The organism is Micromonospora sp. WMMD708, from assembly GCF_049315245.1.
In the GTDB taxonomy this organism is placed as follows: domain Bacteria; phylum Actinomycetota; class Actinomycetes; order Mycobacteriales; family Micromonosporaceae; genus Micromonospora; species Micromonospora wenchangensis.
Genome location: NZ_CP186060.1, coordinates 4,126,913 through 4,147,090, shown reverse-complemented (window position 1 = coordinate 4,147,090; position 20,178 = coordinate 4,126,913). Strand labels below are relative to the sequence as shown.

Sequence of the window (20,178 nt, the reverse complement as noted above, 5' to 3'; positions counted from 1 at the left end):
CCCTCGCGGATACCGCTGTATCGGCCCCATCGCTCCCTCCCGTCCGGCCCGGTCTCGTCCGGCCCGACCGGCCAGCCGGCCCGGCGAGTCCGACCCGGACGGGGCTGGTGGGGGTGGGTGGCGACGCGACGCCGTGCGGGTCGGGTGGCAGACTGGAGCGGTGAGCGACACCGAGTTGATCCGCCTGAAGCCGCGTCGTATCCGGGTCGTCTGCTGGGCCTCGGCGATCGCCCTGCTGGTGGTCTTCAGCCTGGTGGCCACCTCGTTGACCGGGGCGACCGGCGAGGGCTACGGCACCTTCCAACGTGGCGACCAGGTCGCCATGGTCGGCCTCGGGGTGCTCGGTGCGCTCGGCATCCTGCTGTTCACCCGGCCCCGGGTCGAGGCGGACGCCCGGGGGGTGCGGGTGCGCAACCTCCTCGGCTCGTACGAGCTGCCCTGGGAGGTCGTCCGGGGGGTGCGCTTCGACCGGGGCGCCCCGTGGGCCAGCCTGGAGCTGCACGACGACGACCTGCTGCCGATGATGGCGCTCCAGGCCGCCGACAAGGAGATCGCGGTCGACGGGGTCCGCGCGTTGCGCCGGCTGCACCAGGCCCACCTGGCCGGCCTCGGCGGCACCCCGGCCCGCTGACCGTCCCGGCCGAGGAGCCTGACCCGCTGGTCGTCCCGGCCGGGGCACGGCCGCCGCGTCAGCCGGCCCGCTGGCCGTCCGGCCAGTCCGGCTGGCCCGCTGGCCGTCCGGCCGGCTGCCGGGTGCTCGCACCGTGTTGACCTGCGGGCCCGGTTTGGGGGATGGCTGCGCCGGGGTGTAGTGTTGCCACGTCGACCAGACTGCCCCCGCCTGTGGCGTGTGGGTGGTCGCGAAGCGGAGCGCCTGCTCCCACCCGAGTCGCCTCCGAGGTGGCCGGGTCCGGTCACCGGTTCCGGGTCCGTCCCGGCTCCGGATGCGCGATCCTGTGATCGTGCCGACCGGTCGAGCGGGCCCTGGCATGCGCCGGGGCCTTCTGCTTTCCGGGTCGCCCCCACCCGGGGGCCGCGCGGGGTCGGCCACGCAGCAGACTCGACTCGAGGAGGCCACATCAGCGTCGAACCACGCGTGAACGAGCAGATCCGGGCACGTGAGGTCCGACTGGTCGGCCCTGAGGGTGAGCAGGTGGGCATCGTCCCGCTGGAGCGCGCCCTGCAGCTGGCCGCGGACGTCGACCTGGACCTGGTCGAGGTTGCGCCGATGGCGCGCCCGCCGGTGTGCAAGCTCATGGACTTCGGCAAGTTCAAGTACGAGAGCGCACTCAAGGCGCGCGAAGCGCGGCGTAACCAGCAGCAGACCGTCATCAAGGAGATGAAGCTCCGGCCGAAGATCGACCCGCACGACTACGAGACCAAGAAGGGTCACGTGGTGCGGTTCCTCAAGGCCGGCGACAAGGTCAAGGTGACGATCATGTTCCGCGGTCGGGAGCAGAGCCGTCCGGAGCTGGGTTACCGGCTCCTGCGCCGGCTCGAGTCCGAGATCACGGACCTGGGATACGTCGAGGCCGCTCCGAAGCAGGACGGCCGTAACATGATCATGGTTCTCGCTCCGCACCGGGCCGTCAAGGCATCCGCGGTCGCCGCCACGGCGTCCCGTGGTGGCCCCCGGGACCGGGCCGCGGAGGAATCGGCCGCCCCGGCAGGTGGCGCGACCCCGGCGGCCGGCGAGACCGCAGCAGCCGGCGAGGCCGGCCCGACCGCTGACCCCAGCGGCCAGTAACAGGGAGAGACGTTCCACATGCCGAAGATGAAGAGCCACACGGGTATGGGCAAGCGGGTCAAGGTGACCGGCAAGGGCAAGATCGTGGCCCAGCAGGCCGGCCTTCGCCACAACCTGGAGAAGAAGCCGTCCACCCAGACCCGGCGGCTGACCGGCACGGTCGAGCTGGCCAAGGCTGACGTCAAGCGAATCAAGAAGCTGCTCGGCCGCTGACGCGCGCCACCTTTACCGAATAAGGAGTTGAGATGGCACGCGTCAAGCGGGCTGTGAACGCCCAGAAGAAGCGTCGTACCCTGCTGGAGACCGCGAGCGGTTACCGCGGTCAGCGCTCCCGGCTGTACCGCAAGGCCAAGGAGCAGGTGCTGCACTCGATGCAGTACGCCTACCGGGACCGTCGCGACCGCAAGGGCGACTTCCGGCAGCTCTGGATCCAGCGCATCAACGCTGGCGCCCGGGCCAACGGCATGACCTACAACCGGCTGATCCAGGGCCTGCGCCTGGCCGGCATCGAGGTCGACCGCAAGATCCTGGCCGACATGGCCGTCAACGACGCCGCCTCGTTCGCGGCGATCGTCGAGCTGGCCCGCGCCGCCGTGGCGGCCGAGGGCACCGGTGGCGCCGCGGCCCAGGCCGCCTGACCCACCCCGGCAGCAGATCGAGGCGTCTCCCATGCAGTCACCACCGCGCGGGAGACGCCTCGACGCCGTCACCGGGCCGTTCACCCCACGTACGCCCAGGGTGGTCGCCGCCCGCCGGCTGCACCGCCGGCGCGACCGCGACGCCACCGGCCGGTTCCTGGCCGAGGGACCGCAGGCCGTCCGTGAGGCCCTCGACCGCACCGGCACGGTGCTGGAGCTGTTCGGCACCCCGGCCGCGCTCGACCGGCACGCCGACCTGGCGGCCGGTGCCGCCCGCGCCGACCTGCCCGTCTCCGAGGTCACCGACGAGGCCCTGGCCGCGCTCACCGAAACCGTCACCCCGCAGGGCGTGGTCGCCGTCTGCCGGCACCTCGACGTGCCGCTGGACGACGCCCTGGCGCGCGCGCCCCGGCTGGTCGCGGTGCTCGCCGGCATCCGTGACCCGGGTAACGCCGGCACCGTGCTGCGCACCGCCGACGCGGCCGGCGCGGGCGCGGTGGTCTTCGCCGGCGACACCGTCGACCCGTACAACGGCAAGTGCGTGCGGGCCTCCGCCGGCAGCCTGTTCCACGTCGACGTGGTCCGCGCCGCCGACCCGCAGGACGTCGTCGACGCGCTGCGCGCCGCCGGGCTCACCGTCCTTGCCACCACCGGGTACGGCGACAGTGACCTCGACGACCTCGCCGACCGGGGCCGGCTCGCCGCCCCCACCGGCTGGCTGTTCGGTGCCGAGGCGCACGGCCTGCCCGGGGAGCTGACCGCCGCCGCCGACGCCCGGGTCCGGGTGCCGCTGCACGGACGGGCCGAGAGCCTGAACCTGGCTGCGGCCGCCGCCGTCTGCCTGTACGCTTCAGCCCGAGCACTGCGCCGGCCCCGGTCAGGCGCACACCCAGCAGGGGAGCAGGTCACGTGAGGAACGCGCCACGGCGTTCGTTTAGCCAGCCCGCCGGTGTCGGCGGGCGGTGGTCCTGACCTACCTCCGCGCGTAACTCCCACCGGCGGGCTGCGGCACCGCCGCGCGTCCGTAGACTCGCCTAGCCGCCTGAGAAGGGCCGGCGCCGCCGTGAGGGAGTGCCCGTACGCCATGAGTTACCGCAACGATCCGTACGACCCGAAGCAGGTCGCCCTGCTCGACCCGGCCGCCCTGGCCGGGGCCGTGGCCGACGCCGAAAAGGCGTTCGCCGCCGCCGCCGACCCCGACGCGCTGACCGCGCTGCGCCCCGCGCACCTCGGCGGCCGGTCCCCGGTGTCGCTGGCCCGCCGGGAGATCGGCGCGCTGCCGCCGGCCGCGAAGGCCGACGCCGGCAAGCGGGTCAACGAGGCCCGTCGGGCGATCGAGTCCGCGTACGCGGCCCGCGCCGAGGTGCTCGACCGGGAGCAGGCCGCCCGGGTGCTGGTCGAGGAGCGGGTCGACGTGACCCTGCCGTACGACCGGCGGCCCCGGGGGGCCCGGCACCCGCTGTCGACCCTGATGGAGCAGATCAGCGACCTGTTCGTCGGGATGGGCTACGAGGTGGCCGAGGGTCCCGAGGTCGAGCTGGAGTGGACCAACTTCGACGCGTTGAACATCCCCGCCGACCATCCGGCGCGGGGGTTGATGGACACCTTCCACATCGCACCGCCGCCCGGTGCGGACACCTCCGGCCTGGTGCTGCGCACCCACACCTCGCCGGTGCAGGCGCGCACCATGCTCACCCGCAAGCCCCCCATCTACGTGGTGGTGCCCGGCCGGGTCTACCGCACCGACGAGTTGGACGCCACCCACGCGCCGGTCTTCCACCAGGTCGAGGGACTGGTGGTGGACCGGGGCATCACGATGGCGCACCTGCGCGGCACCCTCGACCACTTCGCCCGCGCCATGTTCGGCGAGGGGGCGAAGACCCGCTGGCGTCCGCACTACTTCCCGTTCACCGAGCCGTCGGGGGAGTTCGACGTCTGGTTCCCCGAGCACCGCGACGGCCCGCGCTGGGTCGAGTGGGGCGGCTGCGGCATGGTCAACCCGAGGGTGCTGCGGGCCTGCGGCATCGACCCCGAGGTCTACTCCGGGTTCGCGTTCGGCATGGGCATCGACCGGACGGTGATGTTCCGGCACGGGGTCAGCGACATGCGGGACATGGCCGAGGGCGACGTGCGGTTCACCCGCGCGTTCGGGGCCGGGGCGTAGGGCGATGCGGGTACGAGTCACGGAGACGGTGGTCTGAGTCATGCGAGTTTCTGTCAGTTGGCTGCGGGAGTACGTCGACCTCCCCGTCGACCTGCCCACCGAGGACCTGGAACAGGCCCTGGTGGACCTCGGCATCGAGGTCGAGTCCGTGGTGGACCTGCGCCGTACGGTCACCGGTCCGCTGGTCGTCGGTGAGGTCCGCGAGATCGAGGAGCTGACCGGGTTCAAGAAGCCGATCCGGCACTGCCTGGTCGACGTGGGCACCGCCAACGGCACCGGCGAGTTGCAGCAGATCGTCTGCGGGGCGCGGAACTTCGCCCCCGGCGACCGGGTCGTGGTGATCCTGCCCGGCGGGGTGCTGCCCGGCGACTTCACCATCGGCGCGCGCAAGACGTACGGCCGGATGTCGGCCGGCATGATCTGCTCGGCGATGGAGCTGGGCCTCGGCGACGACCACTCCGGCATCATCGTGCTGCCGCCGGACACCCCGGCCCGACCCGGCGACGACGCCCGCCCGGTGGTGGGTCTCGACGACGTCGTGGTCGAACTGGAGATCACCCCCGACCGGGGGTACGCGCTGAGCGTGCGCGGCATCGCCCGCGAGCTGGCGTACGCCCTCGGGGTGGCCTTCCGCGACCCGGGCCTGATGCCCGCGCCGGCCGGTACGGCCCAGCCGGCGTACCCGGTGCAGGTGCGTGACACCGTCGGCTGCGACCGGTTCACCGCCCGGATGGTCCGGGGGGTCGACCCGACGGCGGCCACGCCCGGCTGGATGCGGCAGCGGCTCACCGTGGCCGGGGTGCGCAGCATCTCGCTGGCGGTGGACGTCACCAACTACGTGATGCTGGAACTGGGCCAGCCAATGCACGCCTTCGACGCCGACCGGATCACCGGCCCGCTGGTGGTGCGCCGGGCCGAGGCGGGCGAAAAGGTGACCACCCTGGACGGTGTGGTCCGCTCGCTCACCGCCGAGGACATGGTTATCTGCGACGACACCGGCCCGGTCTCGCTGGCCGCGGTGATGGGCGGCGAGACCAGCGAGGTGGTCGGCGGCACCACGAACGTGCTGCTGGAGGCCGCCCACTGGGACCCGGTGATGGTCGGCCGCACGGCCCGCCGGCACAAGCTGTTCAGCGAGGCGGCCAAGCGGTGGGAGCGGGGCGTCGACCCGGCGCTGCCGCTGGTGGCCCTGCAGCGCGCCGTCGAGCTGCTCACCACCCACGGCGGGGGAGAGGCCGGCGCGGAGATCCTCGACCTCGACCACGTCCGGCCGATGCGTCAGGTCGTCCTCCCGGTCGACCTGCCGTCGCGCCGGGTCGGGGTGGACTACTCCCCGCAGCGGGTGGTCGACCTGCTGGAGCAGGTGGGTTGCACGGTGGTCCGGGGCACCGACCGGCTGGCCGAGGACGCGGGCACGGTCGCGACGGGCGCTGGCGGCGGCGACGTGCTCACCGTCACCCCGCCGACCTGGCGGCCCGACCTCACCGACCCGGCCGACCTGGTGGAGGAGGTGGTCCGCCTCGACGGGTACGACCGGGTGCCGTCGGTGCTGCCCACCGCGCCCCCCGGCCGGGGGCTGACCTGGCAGCAGCGTCGCCGCCGGGCGGTGGCCCGCTCGCTGGCCGAGCGCGGCTACGTCGAGGTGCTGGCCCTGCCGTTCGTCGCCCCGGAGCTGGCCGACCAGCTCGGGCTGCCCGCCGACGACCCGCGCCGGCCGGCGGTACGGCTGGCCAACCCGCTGTCCGAGGAGGAGCCGCTGCTGCGCACGACGCTGCTCGGTCCGCTGCTGGGCATTCTCAAGCGCAATCTGGGCCGGGGTCACCGTGACCTGGCGCTCTACGAGATGGGCGCGGTGTTCCACCCGCGTTCCGGGGTGGGCGCGCCGCCGACCATGGGGGTGGACCGCCGGCCCACCGACGCCGAGTTCGCCGCCGCCGACGCGGTGGTGCCCGCCCAACCCCGGCACGTCGCGGTGGTGCTCACCGGGGACGTGGAGCCGGCCGGCTGGTGGGGGCCGGGCCGTGCCGCCGGTTGGGCCGACGCGGTGGAGGCCGGCCGGGCCGTGCTGGCCGCCGCCGACCTGCCGGCCGAGCGGATCGAGGTGCGGGCCGCCGAACGGGCACCCTGGCATCCGGGGCGTTGCGCTGCGCTGCTGGTCGACGGGGAGGTGGTCGGTCACGCCGGTGAGCTGCACCCGGCGGTGCTGGCCGCGTTGGAACTGCCCCGCCGGACCAGCGCCATGGAACTGGACCTGGACGCCCTGCCGGCGGCCCCGGTGGTGTCCGCGCCGACCGTGTCCGGGTTCCCCCCGGCGCTGATCGACGTGGCGCTGGTGCTGGACGACACGGTGCCGGCGGCCGACGTCCGGGCCGCGCTGGTCGAGGGCGCCGGTGAGCTGCTGGAGCACGTCCGGCTCTTCGACGTGTACGCGTCGGAGTCGCTCGGAGCGGGCCGGCGGTCGCTGGCGTACAAGCTCACCTTCCGCGCCCCGGACCGGACGCTGACCGTGGAGGAGGCGGTGGCCGCGCGGGACGCCGCCGTGGCCGTGGCCGCCCAGCGGTTCGGGGCGACCCTGCGTGGCGCCTGAGGCGTGACAGCCGACGACGACGGCCCCGACCCGGTCACCGGGTCGGGGCCGTCGTGTGTTCACGCGTCGTCAATGATCTCCCCGCAGGCGCGCAGGGCCGCCAGGTCGCGGACGGTGATCCGCCGGTAGTCGGTCTCCACCAGCCCGTCGGCGCGTAGTTCCCGCAGCGCCTTCTGGATGGATGTCTCGGCCGCGCCGCAGATGGTGGCGAGTTCCGGTTGGGTCAACCGGACGTCGATGACCACCGCGTCGCGGTCCTGCCGGCCGTGCGAGCGGCACAGCTCGGCCACCACCCGGGCCACCCGGATCTTCACCGGGTACGACGAGAAGTCGATCCGGCGACGGTTGGACCAGCGCAGCCGGTCGGAGACCATGGCGGCCAGTTCGAGGGCGGCGTCCGGATGGTCACGCAGGAAGGTCTTGAACTGTGCCGGCTGGATGACGCTGTACCGGGTGGGACCGCAGGTGGTCACCGTCGCCGACCGGGGACGGTCGTTGAGCGCCGACATCTCACCCACCAGGTCACCGCCGACCCGCAACGCCAGCAGGGCGGTCCGCCCGTCGGGCAGGGACGCGGTGACCTTCGTCAGGCCGTCCTCCAGCAGCACCAGATACGCCTCGTGGCGACCCTCCTGGATGAGGATCTGTCCGGCGGGCACCTGCCGGCGGACGCCGGTGGCCAGCAACGCGTCCCGTACCGGGTGGTCGAGCCGTTGCAGGAAGGTCCCGTACGGCCAGTCGCCGTCGGTGGGGACATGGGGTTGCCGCATCAGCACCGGCGTCCTCCTCAGCAGACGAGAGGTGCCGAAGCGTATCCGGGTCGACACGGCTCGCACCGCCCCGCGGCGGACCGCGAGGGTCTCGGCGACCACCAGAGCCAGGATCACGGGCGGGGAGAGCCCGAGTGCCAGGAGCAGTTCGGTCAGGTTCGTCCACATGTTCCCAGCAGATCCGACCCGGCCTAGCACGACATCTGTCCACGATGGGATGACCGGATGCCGACAGTCCCGGCGAAGCCGTATTTCTAGGGGGTCTGTGCCCTGCGGGGCGGTTTCCATGGGCACGGTGGTGCCCGCTCGCCGAGCGGGCTGACGACGAAGGGTGTGCCCATGCGACATCCCGAACGGCGTCTGCTGATCTCTGTGGACATGGAACGGTACAGCCGGCGCAGCAATCTTCAGCAGTACGAGGCACAGCAGAACTTCCACACGCTCCTGCACGCGGCGGCGACCGAGGTCGGTCTGGACCGGGTCACCTGGACCACCCAGCAGGCCGGCGACGGCGAGTTGGCGATCCTGCCCCGCGACGTGCCGGAGTCGAGGGTCGTCGGCCGGTTCGTGCCGGAGCTGAACCGGCGGCTGCGCGCGTTCAACAGCGACCGGACGCCACCCGCGCAGATCCGGCTGCGGGTGGCCGTACACCAGGGCCTGGTGCACCTGGACGGCGCGAACGGTTTCCCCGGCCATGCCGTCGTGCACGTCTGCCGGCTCTGCGACGCCAAGCCGGTGCGCCAGGCGCTGGCCGCGTTCCCCGACGCGGGCGTCGCGCTGGTGGTCTCGATGGAGATGTACCGCGACGTGGTCTGCGAGTACCCGGAGGAGATGCGGCCGGAACGGTTCCGCCGGATCGAGGTCGAGCACCCGGAGAAGGAGTTCCGCGAGCCGGCCTGGCTCTACGTGGTCGACGAGGACATGTCGTCGTGGCCGCCGCCGGAAGGGCCGTCCCCTCCCGACGGGGATCCGGTCGATGCGCGACCTGCCGGACAGGCCGGCACCGGGGGGCAGGCCCGCCCCGCCCCGGCGGTCGCGCCGGGCATCCGAACCGGCGACATCCGGGTGCGCGGGCAGAGCGCCATCGGCGCGGGTGCGATGGCGATCGGCGAGATCGGCCGTGACCTGAACCTACGTGCCGACCGAGACGGCAGGGACCGGTGACCGGTCCACACCCGGGCGCACCCGCCACCGCGCCGCCGGCGGCGGGTGCACCGGGCCCGGTCGGCCCCGCCCCGAACGGGGGGCCCGTCTCCTCACCGAAGGGCTCGGCCAAAGCCCTCCACCCGCATCCGTCCGCCCCGACCTCACCGGCCCGACCCGCCGTGTCCGGCGGCGCACCGGTGACGCCATCGGCCACCCCGGTGGACCCCGACCCGTCCGCCCCGGTCCAAGCTGGTCGATCCACCCCGGCGCACGATCCTCCCGACCGCCCGGAGCGGGCTGCCCACCCGGAGCGCGGGGACCGGGCAGAGCACCCGGACGGGCCGGAGCGCGGGGACCGGCCGGAGCGCGCGGAACGCCTCGACCGGGAGCCGGGCGACCGGGCCCCGGACAAGGAGCCGCCGGTGGAGGAGCAGGCGGAGCCACTCGATGCCGACGACGTGTTCCCGAAGGTGCGGGGGCTGTTGGGCCATGGCTCGATCAGTGCCGGTGACATGCGGGTGGCCGGCCAGAACGCGACCGGCCACGGTGCGATGGCCATCGGCACGGTGAACGTCGGTGCCCGCGACGGTCGGTCGGCCCGCATCTGGTTCGAACCGCTCGCCGTGCGGGAGCTGTCCGACACGTACGCCCCGGCTGCGAGCGACCAGCAACTGGACCGGCGGCTCGGACAGCACCACGTGGTCTGCCTCTCCGGACCGTCCGGCAGCGGCCGGTTCACCTCGGCCCGACTGGCCGCTGCGCGCCGCCACGGGTCCTCCCGTGTGCGTCTGCTGGGTGGGGTGAAACAGCCAGGTGACCTGCTCGCCTCGGACGCCACGTTGCCCGACGGGTACGGCTACGTGCTGCGGCTCGACGATGCCGGGGTGCGCGACGTGGACGGCTCCACCCTGATGGGGCTTGGTTCCCGGGCGGAGAAGGCGAAGATGACGATCATCCTGGTGGGGGACTTCGCCCGACGGCGCAACGAACTCGCCGGGTACCTGGTGGAGCACCGCCCCGCGGCGGCTGCCGCGGTGTTCAGGGCGAAGCTGCGGTCCGCGCTGTCCGGCAGGTGTGTCGGCGAATGCGGGAACGACTGCGAAGGAGGGTGCCTTGACGGTTACGTCGAGGAGTGCACCACCCATCCCGAGTTGCACGCGTACCTGACGAGTGAACCGCGGCCGGAGGACCTGGCGCCGCTGGTGGAGGACATCGCGTCGCGGGTTCCGAGGGGTGCGTCGCTGCGGGCGCGGCTCGCCCGGTTGCTGCCCCGGCACCAGCGGGAGTGGGCGGCGCAGATTCTCGACGTCGAGGAGACGGTCGAGGGGTGGTCCGCCGAGCAGATCCGTGCCTTCCGGGTCTCCTGTGCGGTGTTGGCCGGCCGGCCGGTCGCCGAGATCCGGCAGGCGGCGTGGGCGCTGATCGAGCAGGTCACGCCGGCCCCGGTGACGGTTCCGGCTGCCACCCCGGCCCCGGTCACGGGGGCGGAGCAGGGCGGCGGTCCACCGGCGGCCGGCATCCGGATGCGGGGTGCGGTGCTCGACAACCTGCTCGGCGCCGAGCTGCGTCGGGTCGTGCGGATCGAGGACGAGTGGACAGCCGGTGGCACCCGGATCGCCTTCCACGTCGCCAACGAGCAGCTCCGGTCGGTGTTGCTGGAGGTGGCCTGGGCCGACTGGTGGCTGCCGGAGCAACTGCTGGACTGGCTGGCCGGCCTGGCCCGGGCCGAGGTGCCGGAGACCCGGCAGCTCGCCGCGGCGGCGCTGGGCTGGTCGGCTGGTCGCGATGTGGGTGCCGCACTGGCCACCGTCGCAGGACTGGCTGCGGAACCTCGGGCCGCGGTACGGCAGGCGGCAGCCGTCGCCGTCGTCGCCATGGCGGTGCAGCCGGCCCTGGGGCACCGGGTCCGTGCCGAGCTGGACAAGTGGGCCGGCGGATCGGAGGCCCATCTGCGGGACACCGTCGCCCGGGCGTACGAGCTGGGGCTGTCCCGCCTCTGGCCCGACGCGGCGCTGGTCCATCTGTGGTGGGTGGCGCAGGCCCGGATGCAGCGGTGGCACAACTCGGTGGTGCGGGGGCTGGTCGAGGTCCATGTCGGCGGTCAGCCCGGTCTTCTGCTGACGACACTTGTCGACTGGACCCGGTCGGATGGCCCGGAGGCGCGGCTGCACGCCGCCCGGACGCTGCGGGTGCTCGCCGAACGGTGGGCACCGCCCCCTCGGGAGCACTGGCCCGAGTTGCTCAGCCTGGCCGGGCGGGAGGTCGTCGGGATGGCGGACCTCGCCACTCTCTGGGCGGCCGCGTTGAGCCTGCCGGAGACCGCCTACCGGTCGTGGCGCACCCTCGGCTGGTGGCTCAGCGGCGCGGACGGGCAGCCCGAGGTGGCCGGGCGCTGTCTCGACCTGCTGCGCCTGGTGATCACCGGAAGGCCGTCGCTGCGGCACCGGCTCGACCACCAGCTGCAGCACGTGTGGCGGCCGGTGATGCCCCGCAACGCCCTGCTGGACGACGTGCGACGACTGATCGACGAGGAGCAGAGATGACGACACAGGCCGGTGATTCCGGTATCCGCCCGTCCGCGCCCCCGCGACGTCGGTGGTGGCACGTGCTGTTCCCGCCGGTGGCGCCGGTGGCCCGCCCGACGGGGTGGGTGACGTACCGGCACGACGTGCCCGCGCCCCTGCTGGTGCCGGCGAAGGGCGACGCCTTCGACTTCCGGCTGCACGCGGTCTACTCCTGGACCGCGCAGAACATCAGCTACGACGAGCTGCGGTTCCGGGCGGAGCGCTACCTGCCGTGGGCCGGTGGCATCCTGCGGGACCACGCGTTGGACCTGGGTCGTGCCCACGAGCCGCACCGCTCGCACGAACTGGAACAGGCCCTCAACCAGCGGCTCGCCAACCGGCGCTGGCCCCGGGTCGGGCCGGACCCGCACTTCGGCGTGCAGGTCCGGGTGATCCCGGACGAACGGGTCCGGGAGCGGTTGCGCCCGTACTGGGAGAACCGGATCTGGATGGAGTGCGAGCACGAGCTGCAGAAGATCCGGGCGCGGCAGGTGGACGAGTTGACCAGACGCTGGTGTGCGTTGCTGCAGAACCTGGAGGACGATCCGGTGACCTCGCACGCCGCCCGGTTGACCGGCGATGATTTCGCCGAGGTTTTCGCCAGGTATGTGCAGGAACGCAGGGACACGGTGCCCGAGTTGGTCAGCCTGCTCCGTGAGGCGCTGAATGGTCACTCGGATCTGGGCATGGGCCCGTCGGAGTACACCGAGGCATGGGACGCGGCGCTGCGCACCTACCAGCGGCAGCACGGACTCGCCGGACAGGCGAACTGAGCCGGTGGCCGGGTCCCGGTCCGGCAACCGGGACCCGGCCACCCCACGGACCGGAGGCGGCCCGGACTCCGCAGGACGCCGCACGGTCAGCCGGTGAAGGGCAGGACGACGCGGGAGGCGTCGCCGACGCCGAGGGTGGTCGGGGTGCCGCCGATGGCGTTCCAGACCTGCACGGTCACCGTCCCGCCGCGCAGGTTGCCGAGGGTGCCGGTGGCCGAGCGCAGCCCCTGCGTCTGCCGGTAGCGCTCGACGCCGGGCACCGGGTCGGTGGCGAAGTAGGCGTACGTCTCGACCCGGTCGGCGGTGCCGTCGCCGGTGAGGTCGTAGGACACCCGGGCCTGGACGCCGTCGCCGACGGCGGTGCCGGCGTCGACGGCCAGGTCGAAGGTGGTGGCTGCGCCGGTCCAGGTGCCGGTGAGCCCACGGGCGGTGAAGACCCGGGCGTTGGTGGGGGTGCCGTCGTGGTTGCCGTTCGCCGCCGCCAGGGTGACCGTGCCGGTGGGTCCGGCGGTGCCGGCCAGGGTGCCGTCGGCCTGGAGGTGGCGGGTCGCGTTCCACGGCTGGCCGGGGGACGGGGTCGGGCCGGCGGTCGGGGTCGGGCCGGCGGTGGGCGTCGGGCTGGTCGTGCCGGTGAACGGGGTGAGGGTGAGGCCGGCGGCGCGCGGGTCGCCGTCGTGCACCAGGGACTCCTGGGCGAGCACGTCGTCGAAGGCGAAGCCGTACGCCCGGCCGTCGACCATGTGCCGGTGGATGATCCGGGAGTAGTGGTTGGTCAGCGTGCCCCGGTAGAAGTCGGCCGGGCCGCCGCCGGGCTGCGTGGTGATGGTGTCGAGGGTGGTGCGGTGCAGGGCGGCGCAGAGCGTCCGGGCGATCGGCCCGACCACCTGGTCGTTGGGGGCGGCGAGGGTGCCGTCGCAGTCCCACACGTCGGAGCTGGTGGGCCTGGTGAAGGTGGCGACCTGTCGGCCGGCCGGGTCGGTGAACGTCATCGTGGTACCGGCGGTACGCCCGAGGTAGCGCACGTCGGGCCGGTCGGTGAACGGGGTCACGGTCAGCGTCCGGGTGGCGTAGGAGCGCCAGGCCGCGTCGATGTACGGGTCGAGGTAGCCGGCGGCGAACCGGCCGGCATCGACGGCCTTGCCGGGGGAGAGCACCCGCAGCACCGTGCCGTCGGAGCGGGTCTGCACGGTGTCCGCCCAGCCGGGCTGGGCGCGGACGGCGTCGATGACGGCCTGCCGGCCGCCGTTGACGAGCTGGCCGGCCCGCCGGGTGGTGCCGTTCGCGCCGGTGACACTGACCGCGTGCGGGACGGCGAACATGTCCACCTGGGTGCTGTTGAGCCAGAGCCCGGCGTCGTTGTAGGTGAACTCGGACCAGTCGAACAGGATGTCGCGGTTGGGGTCGCCGGCGGTCCAGGGGGCCGGCTGGACCAGGCCGTCCGGGGTCAGTGAGAAGCGCAGCTTCTGGCCGAAGGAGAAGTAGACCCGGCCGGAGAGGCCACGGGGGACCCGTAACGTGACGGAGCCGCCGTTGGCGGGTCCGGCGATCGCGACGTCGGGGGCGGGGGTGGGCGGCTGGCCGCCGGCCGGCCAGGGGGTGAAGACGCCCCCGGCGGTCACGTAGCCGAGCCGGCCGGAGGCGAGGTCGACGCCGAGGAGGTAGAGGTGGACGGCTTCCGCCCGGCCGGTGCTGTTGGTGACCGTCAGCGGGAGCGGGGACGGTCCGACGGCGCGGGTGGGCGCGGTGGTCAGGCCGAGGGTGGTGGCGCCGGCGATCGCGATCGCGGCGAGGGCGGTGGCCCAACTTCTCGGGGTACGCAAGGACGGCTCCTTCGTCCGGGGCCGCAAGCGGCAGGCGGGTGGTATGTGGCTGATGGGCGGCTAGAGAGCGCTCTCTCAGCATGGCCAATACCCTCACGGCTGTCAATGCACATGAGTGACCCAGGTCACTTCTTCATGTCCATGCAGTAGGCTGTATTAACTTGCACAGAAGGTCGGTGGGTCGCTAGCCTTCTCTGCATAGTCATGCGGAGGTTGGAATGGGTATCCGAGTTGCGGTCGCCGGGGCGAGCGGCTACGCCGGGGGCGAGCTGCTGCGCCTGATCGCCGGTCACCCCGAGTTCGATCTGGTCGCGGCCACCGCGCACCGCCAGGCCGGTGCGCCGGTCACCGCCGTACACCCGCAGCTCGTGGGCCTGGACCTGACGTTCGCGGCGACCGACCCGGCGACGCTGGCCGACGCGGACCTGGTCTTCCTGGCCCTGCCGCACGGCGAGTCGGCGGCGCTCGCCGCCGGGCTGCCGGAGTCGGTGCGGGTGGTCGACCTCGGTGCCGACCACCGGCTGCGTGACGCCGACGCCTGGTCCCGCTACTACGGCGGCCCGCACGCCGGGGCGTGGACGTACGGCCTGCCGGAGCTGCCCGGCCAGCGGGCGGCGATCGCCGGGGCGACCCGGGTCGCCAACACCGGCTGTTACGCCGTCGCCATCACCCTGGCCCTCGCGCCGCTGATCGCCGCCGGTGCGGTCGCGCCGGCCGACGTGGTCGTGGTGGCCGCCTCCGGCACCTCCGGGGCCGGTCGGGCCGCCAAGACGCACCTGCTCGGCAGCGAGGTGATGGGGGACCTGTCGCCCTACAAGGTGGGTGCCCACCAGCACGTGCCGGAGATCAAGCAGGCCACCGGCGCGACCGGGCTGTCGCTGACCCCGGTGCTGGCCCCGATGCCGCGCGGCATCCTCGCCACCGTCACCGCCGTGCCCACCGGCGACGCCGACCCGCGTGCGGTGCTGGCCGACGCGTACGCCGACGCGCCGTTCGTGCACCTGCTGCCCGAGGGGGCGTGGCCGCACACCGCCGCCACCGCCGGGGCGAACTCGTGCCACCTCCAGGCCACCGTCGACGTCGACTCCGGCCGGATGATCGTGGTCAGCGCCATCGACAACCTCGGCAAGGGCGCCGCCGGCCAGGCGGTGCAGAACGCCAACCTGATGCTCGGCCTCCCCGAAACCACCGGCCTGTCCACTTTTGGAGTAACACCATGAGTGTCACCGCCCCTCGGGGCTTCCGTGCGGCCGGTGTCGCGGCCGGGTTGAAGAGCGGCGGGGCCACCGACGTCGCCCTGGTCGTCAACGACGGTCCGGACGCCGGGGTGGCCGGCGTGTTCACCACCAACCGGGTCAGGGCCGCGCCGGTGCGCTGGACGCAGCAGGTCGTCCGGGGCGGCGTGGTCCGCGCGGTGGTGCTGAACTCCGGTGGCGCGAACGCCTGCACCGGCCCGGCCGGTTTCCAGGACACCCACGCCACCGCCGAGCACACCGCCGCGGCGCTCACCGCGTCCAGCCCCCGGCTGCGGCTCGGTGCCGGTGACGTGGCGGTCTGCTCGACCGGGCTGATCGGCGAGCGGCTGCCGATGGACAAGCTGCTGCCCGGGGTGCGTACCGCGATCCGGGCGCTGGCCCGCGACGGCGGTCCGGCCGCCGCCGAGGCGATCATGACCACGGACACCCGGCCGAAGACCACCGTCACCCGGGGCACCGGGTGGAGCGTGGGCGGGATGGCCAAGGGCGCGGGCATGCTCGCCCCCGGCATGGCCACCATGCTGTGTGTGCTGACCACCGACGCGGTGGCCGGGCCGGAGCTGCTGGACGCGGCGTTGCGGGCCGCCACCCGGGTCACCTTCGACCGGGTCGACTCCGACGGGTGCATGTCCACCAACGACACGGTGCTGCTGCTGTCCAGCGGGGCGTCCGGGGTGGAACCCGACGAGGCCGAGTTGACCGCCGCGGTCACCGCGGCCTGCCACGACCTGGCCCAGCAGTTGGTGGCCGACGCCGAGGGGGCGACCAAGCAGGTCGCCATCGAGGTGGTCGGTGCCGCCGACGAGGACGACGCGGTCGAGGTGGGCCGCTCGGTGGCCCGCAACAACCTGGTCAAGACGGCGTTGTTCGGCAACGACCCGAACTGGGGGCGGATCCTGGCCGCGGTCGGCACCACGGCCGCCGCGTTCGACCCGGACGCGGTGGACGTGGCGGTCAACGGGATCTGGGTGTGCCGGGGCGGTGCCGCCGCCGAGGACCGGTCCAAGGTCGACCTGACCGGGCGGGACGTCACCATCCGGATCGACCTGCACGCCGGCGCGGCGGCGGCGACGATCTGGACCAATGACCTGTCGCACGCGTACGTGCACGAGAACTCGGCGTACTCGACATGAGCCTCTCCGCGGATCTCACCCGGGCCCAGGCGAAGGCCGAGACGCTGATCGAGGCGCTGCCCTGGCTGGCCCGGTTCTCCGGGGCCACCGTCGTGGTCAAGTACGGCGGCAACGCGATGGTCGACCCGACGCTGCAACGGGCCTTCGCCGCCGACATGGTCTTCCTGCGCTACGCCGGGCTCAAGCCGGTCGTGGTGCACGGCGGCGGCCCGCAGATCTCGGCGATGCTGGGCCGGCTCGGCATCGCCAGCGAGTTCAAGGGTGGCCTTCGGGTCACCACGCCGGAGGCGATGGACGTCGTCCGGATGGTGCTGGTGGGCCAGGTCGGCCGGGAACTGGTCGGCCTGATCAACGCGCACGGTCCGTTCGCCGTGGGTCTGTCCGGCGAGGACGCGGGCCTGTTCACCGCCGTGCGCCGGCCCGCCTGGGTCGACGGCGAGGCGGTCGACGTGGGCCAGGTGGGTGACGTGGAGTCGGTGGACGTCTCGGCGGTGACCGACCTGATCGCCGCCGGCCGGATCCCGGTCATCTCGACCGTCGCGCCGGACGCCGACGGGGTGCTGCACAACCTCAACGCCGACACCGCCGCCGCCGCGCTGGCGATCGCCCTGGAGGCCCGCAAGCTGGTCGTCCTCACCGACGTCGCCGGCCTGTACGCCGACTGGCCGGACACCACCAGCCTGGTCAGCGAGATCGGCACCGACGCGTTGGCGAAGCTGTTGCCGTCCCTGGAGGCGGGGATGGTGCCCAAGATGGAGGCCTGCCTGCGGGCGGTGCGCGGGGGAGTGCCCGCCGCGCACGTCGTCGACGGCCGGGTCGCCCACTCCACGCTGCTGGAGGTCTTCACCTCGGAGGGGTTCGGCACGATGGTCGTCGACACCCCGGCCGGGTCCACCAACCAGGAAGGCACGGTCGGCTCATGAGCACGCTGGTGGAACGCTGGCAGCAGTCCATGATGGACAACTACGGCACCCCGCCGCTGGCGTTGGCCTCCGGTTCGGGCGCGGTCGTCGTCGACGAGGCCGGCCGGGAGTACGTCGACCTGCTCGGCGGCATCGCGGTCAACTCCCTCGGGCACGCCCACCCCGCCGTGGTGGCCGCCGTCTCCAAGCAGGTCGCCACCCTCGGTCACGTCTCCAACCTGTTCGTCGCCGAGCCGCCGGTGGCGCTGGCGGAGCTGCTGCTGGCGCTGGCCGGCCGGCCGGGCCGGGTCTTCTTCGCCAACTCCGGCGCGGAGGTCAACGAGGCCGCGTTCAAGCTGTCCCGGCTCACCGGCCGGTCGCACGTCGTCGCCACCGTCGGCGGCTTCCACGGCCGCACCATGGGGGCGCTGGCGTTGACCGGCCAGCCGGCGAAGGCCGACCCGTTCCGCCCGCTGCCCGGCGACGTCGACCACGTCCCGTACGGCGACGCGACCGCGCTCGCGGCGGCCGTCACCGACGCCACCGCGATGGTGATCCTGGAGCCGGTCCAGGGCGAGAACGGGGTGGTCGTCCCGCCGCCCGGCTACCTGGCCGAGGCTCGGCGGATCACCGCCCGGCACGGGGCCCTGCTGGTGCTCGACGAGGTGCAGACCGGGATCGGGCGCACCGGCCACTGGTTCGCCCACCAGGCCGACGGCATCGAACCGGACGTGATCACCCTGGCCAAGGGGCTCGGCGGCGGGTTGCCGATCGGTGCCTGCCTGGCCTTCGGCCGGGCCGCCGAGCTGCTGCGCGCCGGGTCGCACGGCACCACCTTCGGCGGTAACCCGGTGAGCTGCGCCGCCGCCCTCGCGGTGATCTCCACGATCGCCAGCGAGGGGCTGCTCGACCACGTCAAGCGCACCGGTGAACGGCTGCGCCGGGGCATCGAGGCACTGGGCCACCCGCTCGTGGGCGAGGTACGCGGGGCCGGGCTGCTGCTCGGCATCGTCCTCGCCGCGCCGGTCGCCGGCCCGGTGGCCGACGCGCTGCGCACGGCGGGGTTCCTGGTCAACCCGGTCCAGCCGGGGGTGATCCGGCTCGCCCCGCCGCTGGTGCTCACCGCCGGGCAGGTCGACGCGTTCCTGGCCGCCCTCCCCGCGGCCCTCGACGCGGCCGCCCCCCACCCCACCCCGACCCCGACGGAGACCCGCACATGATCCGGCACCTGCTGGCCGACGACGACCTCACCCCGGCCGAACAGTCGGCCGTGCTCGACCTGGCCGCCCGGATGAAGGCCGACCGGTTCGGGTTCACCCCGCTGGCCGGGCCGCGTTCGGTGGCGGTGCTGTTCGACAAGCAGAGCCTGCGCACCCGGATCTCCTTCGACGCCGGCATCGCCGAACTCGGTGGTCATCCGCTGGTGGTGGACACCCAGGTCACCCACTTCGGGCGGGGCGAGACGCTGGCCGACGCCGGCCGGGTGCTGTCCCGCTACGTCGCCGCCATCGTGCTGCGGACCCACGGCGACGACCGGATCGCCGAGGTGGCCGCGCACGCAGACGTGCCGGTGATCAACGCGCTGACCGACGGCTACCACCCGTGCCAGCTCCTGGCCGACCTGCTCACCGTCCGCGAGCACTGCGGCGGCACCGTCGGGCGGACCCTGGCGTACGTGGGGGACGCGGCGAACAACCTGTCCCACTCGTACCTGCTGGCCGGGGCGACCGCCGGGATGCACGTGCGGGTCGCCGGGCCGGCCGGGTTCCAGCCCGATCCGGGGGTGCTGGACCGGGCCGGGAAGATCGCCGCCGGCACCGGCGGATCGGTACGGGCGCTGGTCGACCCGGTGGAGGCGGTCCGGGACGCCGACGTGGTCGCCACCGACACCTGGACCTCGATGGGGCAGGAGGACGACGGGCTGGACCGGATCACCCCGTTCCTGCCGTACCAGGTGAACACCGCGCTGCTCGGCCACGCCCGGCCGGACGTGAAGGTGCTGCACTGCCTGCCCGCGCACCGGGACGAGGAGATCACCAGCGAGGTGCTCGACGGCCCGCACAGCGTCGTGTTCGACCAGGCGGAGAATCGGCTGCACGCCCAGAAGGCGCTGCTGACCTTTCTCCTGGAGGCCTCCTCATCATGACCGCCCCGACCCGCGCCGCCCGGCACGCCCGCATCGTCGAGTTGATCCGGGCCAGGGCGATCCGTTCCCAGACCGAGCTGGCCGACCTGCTGGCCGCCGACGGGGTGCAGGTCACCCAGGCCACCCTCTCCCGGGACCTGGAGGAGTTGGGTGCGGTGAAGGCCCGGGGCGGCGACGGGCGGGCCGGCTACCTGATCCCCGAGGACGGCCACCGGCCGCTGCGCGACGCCGAGGCGGCTCCCGCCCGACTGATCCGGCTGCTGCGGGAACTGCTCAACGGGGTCGACTCCAGCGGCAACATCGCGGTGCTGCGCACCCCGCCGGGCGCGGCCCACTACCTGGCCAGCGCGGTGGACCGGGCGGGCCTGGCCGAGGTGGTCGGCACCATCGCCGGTGACGACACCATCCTGGTGGTGGCCCGCGAGGCCGACGGCGGGGCGGCGCTGGGCGAGAAGCTCGCCGGGTGGGCCCGCCGTGACGACGGCGGCGAGACGAACACCCCGTGACCGACCGGGTCACGGGTTCACAGACG

The 20,178-nt window shown here is 73.7% G+C and carries 18 protein-coding genes; 16 read left to right on the top strand and 2 right to left on the bottom strand.

The genetic code is table 11. From position 1 onward, the window contains the following. Positions 1-160: 160 nt before the first annotated feature. The 7 genes from ACN260_RS18375 to pheT all read left to right on the top strand — a co-directional run bounded on the left by ACN260_RS18375 (position 161) and on the right by pheT (position 7,136). Complete coding sequence (locus ACN260_RS18375) at positions 161-631, top strand: PH domain-containing protein (protein WP_422752283.1); 471 nt, start codon at positions 161-163, stop codon at positions 629-631. 465 nt (positions 632-1,096) lie between these two features. Further along, positions 1,097-1,747, top strand: a complete 651-nt coding sequence (infC, locus tag ACN260_RS18370) for a translation initiation factor IF-3 (RefSeq protein WP_194822221.1) — start codon at positions 1,097-1,099, stop codon at positions 1,745-1,747. A gap of 18 nt (positions 1,748-1,765) precedes the next feature. After that, positions 1,766-1,960, top strand: coding sequence for a 50S ribosomal protein L35 (rpmI, locus tag ACN260_RS18365; RefSeq protein ID WP_026267805.1), 195 nt, complete (start codon positions 1,766-1,768; stop codon positions 1,958-1,960). 32 nt (positions 1,961-1,992) lie between these two features. Then, a complete protein-coding gene (gene rplT, locus ACN260_RS18360) occupies positions 1,993-2,385 on the top strand; it encodes a 50S ribosomal protein L20 (protein WP_091087503.1) in 393 nt (130 codons plus the stop codon). Between the two features lie 31 nt (positions 2,386-2,416). Next, positions 2,417-3,298 (top strand): TrmH family RNA methyltransferase, encoded by an 882-nt coding sequence (locus tag ACN260_RS18355; RefSeq protein WP_422752282.1) that lies wholly within the window; start codon positions 2,417-2,419, stop codon positions 3,296-3,298. A gap of 171 nt (positions 3,299-3,469) precedes the next feature. Beyond that, the gene (gene pheS, locus ACN260_RS18350) at positions 3,470-4,549 is read left to right on the top strand and encodes a phenylalanine--tRNA ligase subunit alpha (RefSeq protein ID WP_422752281.1); all 1,080 of its coding nucleotides are present in this window, start codon (positions 3,470-3,472) and stop codon (positions 4,547-4,549) included. A gap of 40 nt (positions 4,550-4,589) precedes the next feature. After that, positions 4,590-7,136, top strand: a complete 2,547-nt coding sequence (gene pheT, locus ACN260_RS18345; RefSeq protein ID WP_422752280.1) for a phenylalanine--tRNA ligase subunit beta — start codon at positions 4,590-4,592, stop codon at positions 7,134-7,136. Positions 7,137-7,195: 59 nt separating this feature from the next. Here pheT and ACN260_RS18340 read toward each other — a convergent pair whose 3' ends face one another. Beyond that, positions 7,196-8,074, bottom strand: coding sequence for a Crp/Fnr family transcriptional regulator (locus ACN260_RS18340; protein ID WP_422752279.1), 879 nt, complete (start codon positions 8,072-8,074; stop codon positions 7,196-7,198). A 171-nt stretch (positions 8,075-8,245) separates the two neighbouring features. Between ACN260_RS18340 and ACN260_RS18335 the strand changes: the two genes are divergently transcribed. The 3 genes from ACN260_RS18335 (at position 8,246) to ACN260_RS18325 (ending at position 12,389) form a co-directional block, all read left to right on the top strand. Beyond that, entirely contained in the window at positions 8,246-9,070 is an 825-nt protein-coding gene (locus tag ACN260_RS18335; RefSeq protein WP_422752278.1) for a hypothetical protein, read from the top strand. A gap of 404 nt (positions 9,071-9,474) precedes the next feature. Then, the gene (locus ACN260_RS18330; protein WP_422752277.1) at positions 9,475-11,595 is read left to right on the top strand and encodes a hypothetical protein; all 2,121 of its coding nucleotides are present in this window, start codon (positions 9,475-9,477) and stop codon (positions 11,593-11,595) included. Next, positions 11,592-12,389 carry a hypothetical protein gene (locus ACN260_RS18325; RefSeq protein WP_422752276.1) on the top strand — a complete coding sequence of 266 codons (798 nt, stop codon included), beginning with the start codon at positions 11,592-11,594 and terminating at the stop codon, positions 12,387-12,389. The genes ACN260_RS18330 and ACN260_RS18325 overlap by 4 nt, the downstream gene beginning before the upstream one ends. 86 nt (positions 12,390-12,475) lie before the next feature. Here the strand turns inward: ACN260_RS18325 and ACN260_RS18320 are convergent, their stop codons facing one another. Further along, complete coding sequence (locus tag ACN260_RS18320) at positions 12,476-14,209, bottom strand: beta-1,3-glucanase family protein (RefSeq protein WP_422752275.1); 1,734 nt, start codon at positions 14,207-14,209, stop codon at positions 12,476-12,478. Positions 14,210-14,427: 218 nt separating this feature from the next. Here ACN260_RS18320 and argC point away from each other — a divergent pair, with 218 nt between their 5' ends. Genes argC through ACN260_RS18290 form a run of 6 tightly spaced genes read left to right on the top strand, consistent with a single transcriptional unit; the run spans position 14,428 to position 20,152 of the window. Continuing rightward, complete coding sequence (argC, locus tag ACN260_RS18315) at positions 14,428-15,429, top strand: N-acetyl-gamma-glutamyl-phosphate reductase (protein WP_422752274.1); 1,002 nt, start codon at positions 14,428-14,430, stop codon at positions 15,427-15,429. After that, complete coding sequence (argJ, locus tag ACN260_RS18310) at positions 15,426-16,598, top strand: bifunctional glutamate N-acetyltransferase/amino-acid acetyltransferase ArgJ (protein WP_422752273.1); 1,173 nt, start codon at positions 15,426-15,428, stop codon at positions 16,596-16,598. Before argC ends, argJ begins: the two co-directional genes overlap by 4 nt. After that, positions 16,595-17,521 carry an acetylglutamate kinase gene (gene argB, locus ACN260_RS18305; protein WP_422752272.1) on the top strand — a complete coding sequence of 309 codons (927 nt, stop codon included), beginning with the start codon at positions 16,595-16,597 and terminating at the stop codon, positions 17,519-17,521. The genes argJ and argB overlap by 4 nt, the downstream gene beginning before the upstream one ends. Further along, positions 17,518-18,720 (top strand): acetylornithine transaminase, encoded by a 1,203-nt coding sequence (locus ACN260_RS18300; protein WP_422752271.1) that lies wholly within the window; start codon positions 17,518-17,520, stop codon positions 18,718-18,720. Before argB ends, ACN260_RS18300 begins: the two co-directional genes overlap by 4 nt. Next, positions 18,717-19,646 carry an ornithine carbamoyltransferase gene (gene argF / locus ACN260_RS18295; RefSeq protein ID WP_422752270.1) on the top strand — a complete coding sequence of 310 codons (930 nt, stop codon included), beginning with the start codon at positions 18,717-18,719 and terminating at the stop codon, positions 19,644-19,646. The genes ACN260_RS18300 and argF overlap by 4 nt, the downstream gene beginning before the upstream one ends. Then, positions 19,643-20,152, top strand: coding sequence for an arginine repressor (locus tag ACN260_RS18290; RefSeq protein WP_204927557.1), 510 nt, complete (start codon positions 19,643-19,645; stop codon positions 20,150-20,152). Before argF ends, ACN260_RS18290 begins: the two co-directional genes overlap by 4 nt. Positions 20,153-20,178: the final 26 nt, after the last annotated feature.

What these genes read in the sequence shown, in the direction of transcription:
- argB (WP_422752272.1), top strand. Translation starts at nt 16,595, where the DNA reads ATGAGCCTCTCCGCGGATCTCACCCGGGCCCAGGCGAAGGCCGAGACG.
- ACN260_RS18300 (WP_422752271.1), top strand. Translation starts at nt 17,518, where the DNA reads ATGAGCACGCTGGTGGAACGCTGGCAGCAGTCCATGATGGACAACTAC.
- ACN260_RS18325 (WP_422752276.1), top strand. Translation starts at nt 11,592, where the DNA reads ATGACGACACAGGCCGGTGATTCCGGTATCCGCCCGTCCGCGCCCCCG.
- argJ (WP_422752273.1), top strand. Translation starts at nt 15,426, where the DNA reads ATGAGTGTCACCGCCCCTCGGGGCTTCCGTGCGGCCGGTGTCGCGGCC.
- rpmI (WP_026267805.1), top strand. Translation starts at nt 1,766, where the DNA reads ATGCCGAAGATGAAGAGCCACACGGGTATGGGCAAGCGGGTCAAGGTG.
- ACN260_RS18340 (WP_422752279.1), bottom strand. Translation starts at nt 8,074, where the DNA reads ATGTGGACGAACCTGACCGAACTGCTCCTGGCACTCGGGCTCTCCCCG.
- argC (WP_422752274.1), top strand. Translation starts at nt 14,428, where the DNA reads ATGGGTATCCGAGTTGCGGTCGCCGGGGCGAGCGGCTACGCCGGGGGC.
- pheT (WP_422752280.1), top strand. Translation starts at nt 4,590, where the DNA reads ATGCGAGTTTCTGTCAGTTGGCTGCGGGAGTACGTCGACCTCCCCGTC.
- rplT (WP_091087503.1), top strand. Translation starts at nt 1,993, where the DNA reads ATGGCACGCGTCAAGCGGGCTGTGAACGCCCAGAAGAAGCGTCGTACC.
- argF (WP_422752270.1), top strand. Translation starts at nt 18,717, where the DNA reads ATGATCCGGCACCTGCTGGCCGACGACGACCTCACCCCGGCCGAACAG.
- pheS (WP_422752281.1), top strand. Translation starts at nt 3,470, where the DNA reads ATGAGTTACCGCAACGATCCGTACGACCCGAAGCAGGTCGCCCTGCTC.
- ACN260_RS18335 (WP_422752278.1), top strand. Translation starts at nt 8,246, where the DNA reads ATGCGACATCCCGAACGGCGTCTGCTGATCTCTGTGGACATGGAACGG.
- ACN260_RS18355 (WP_422752282.1), top strand. Translation starts at nt 2,417, where the DNA reads ATGCAGTCACCACCGCGCGGGAGACGCCTCGACGCCGTCACCGGGCCG.
- ACN260_RS18290 (WP_204927557.1), top strand. Translation starts at nt 19,643, where the DNA reads ATGACCGCCCCGACCCGCGCCGCCCGGCACGCCCGCATCGTCGAGTTG.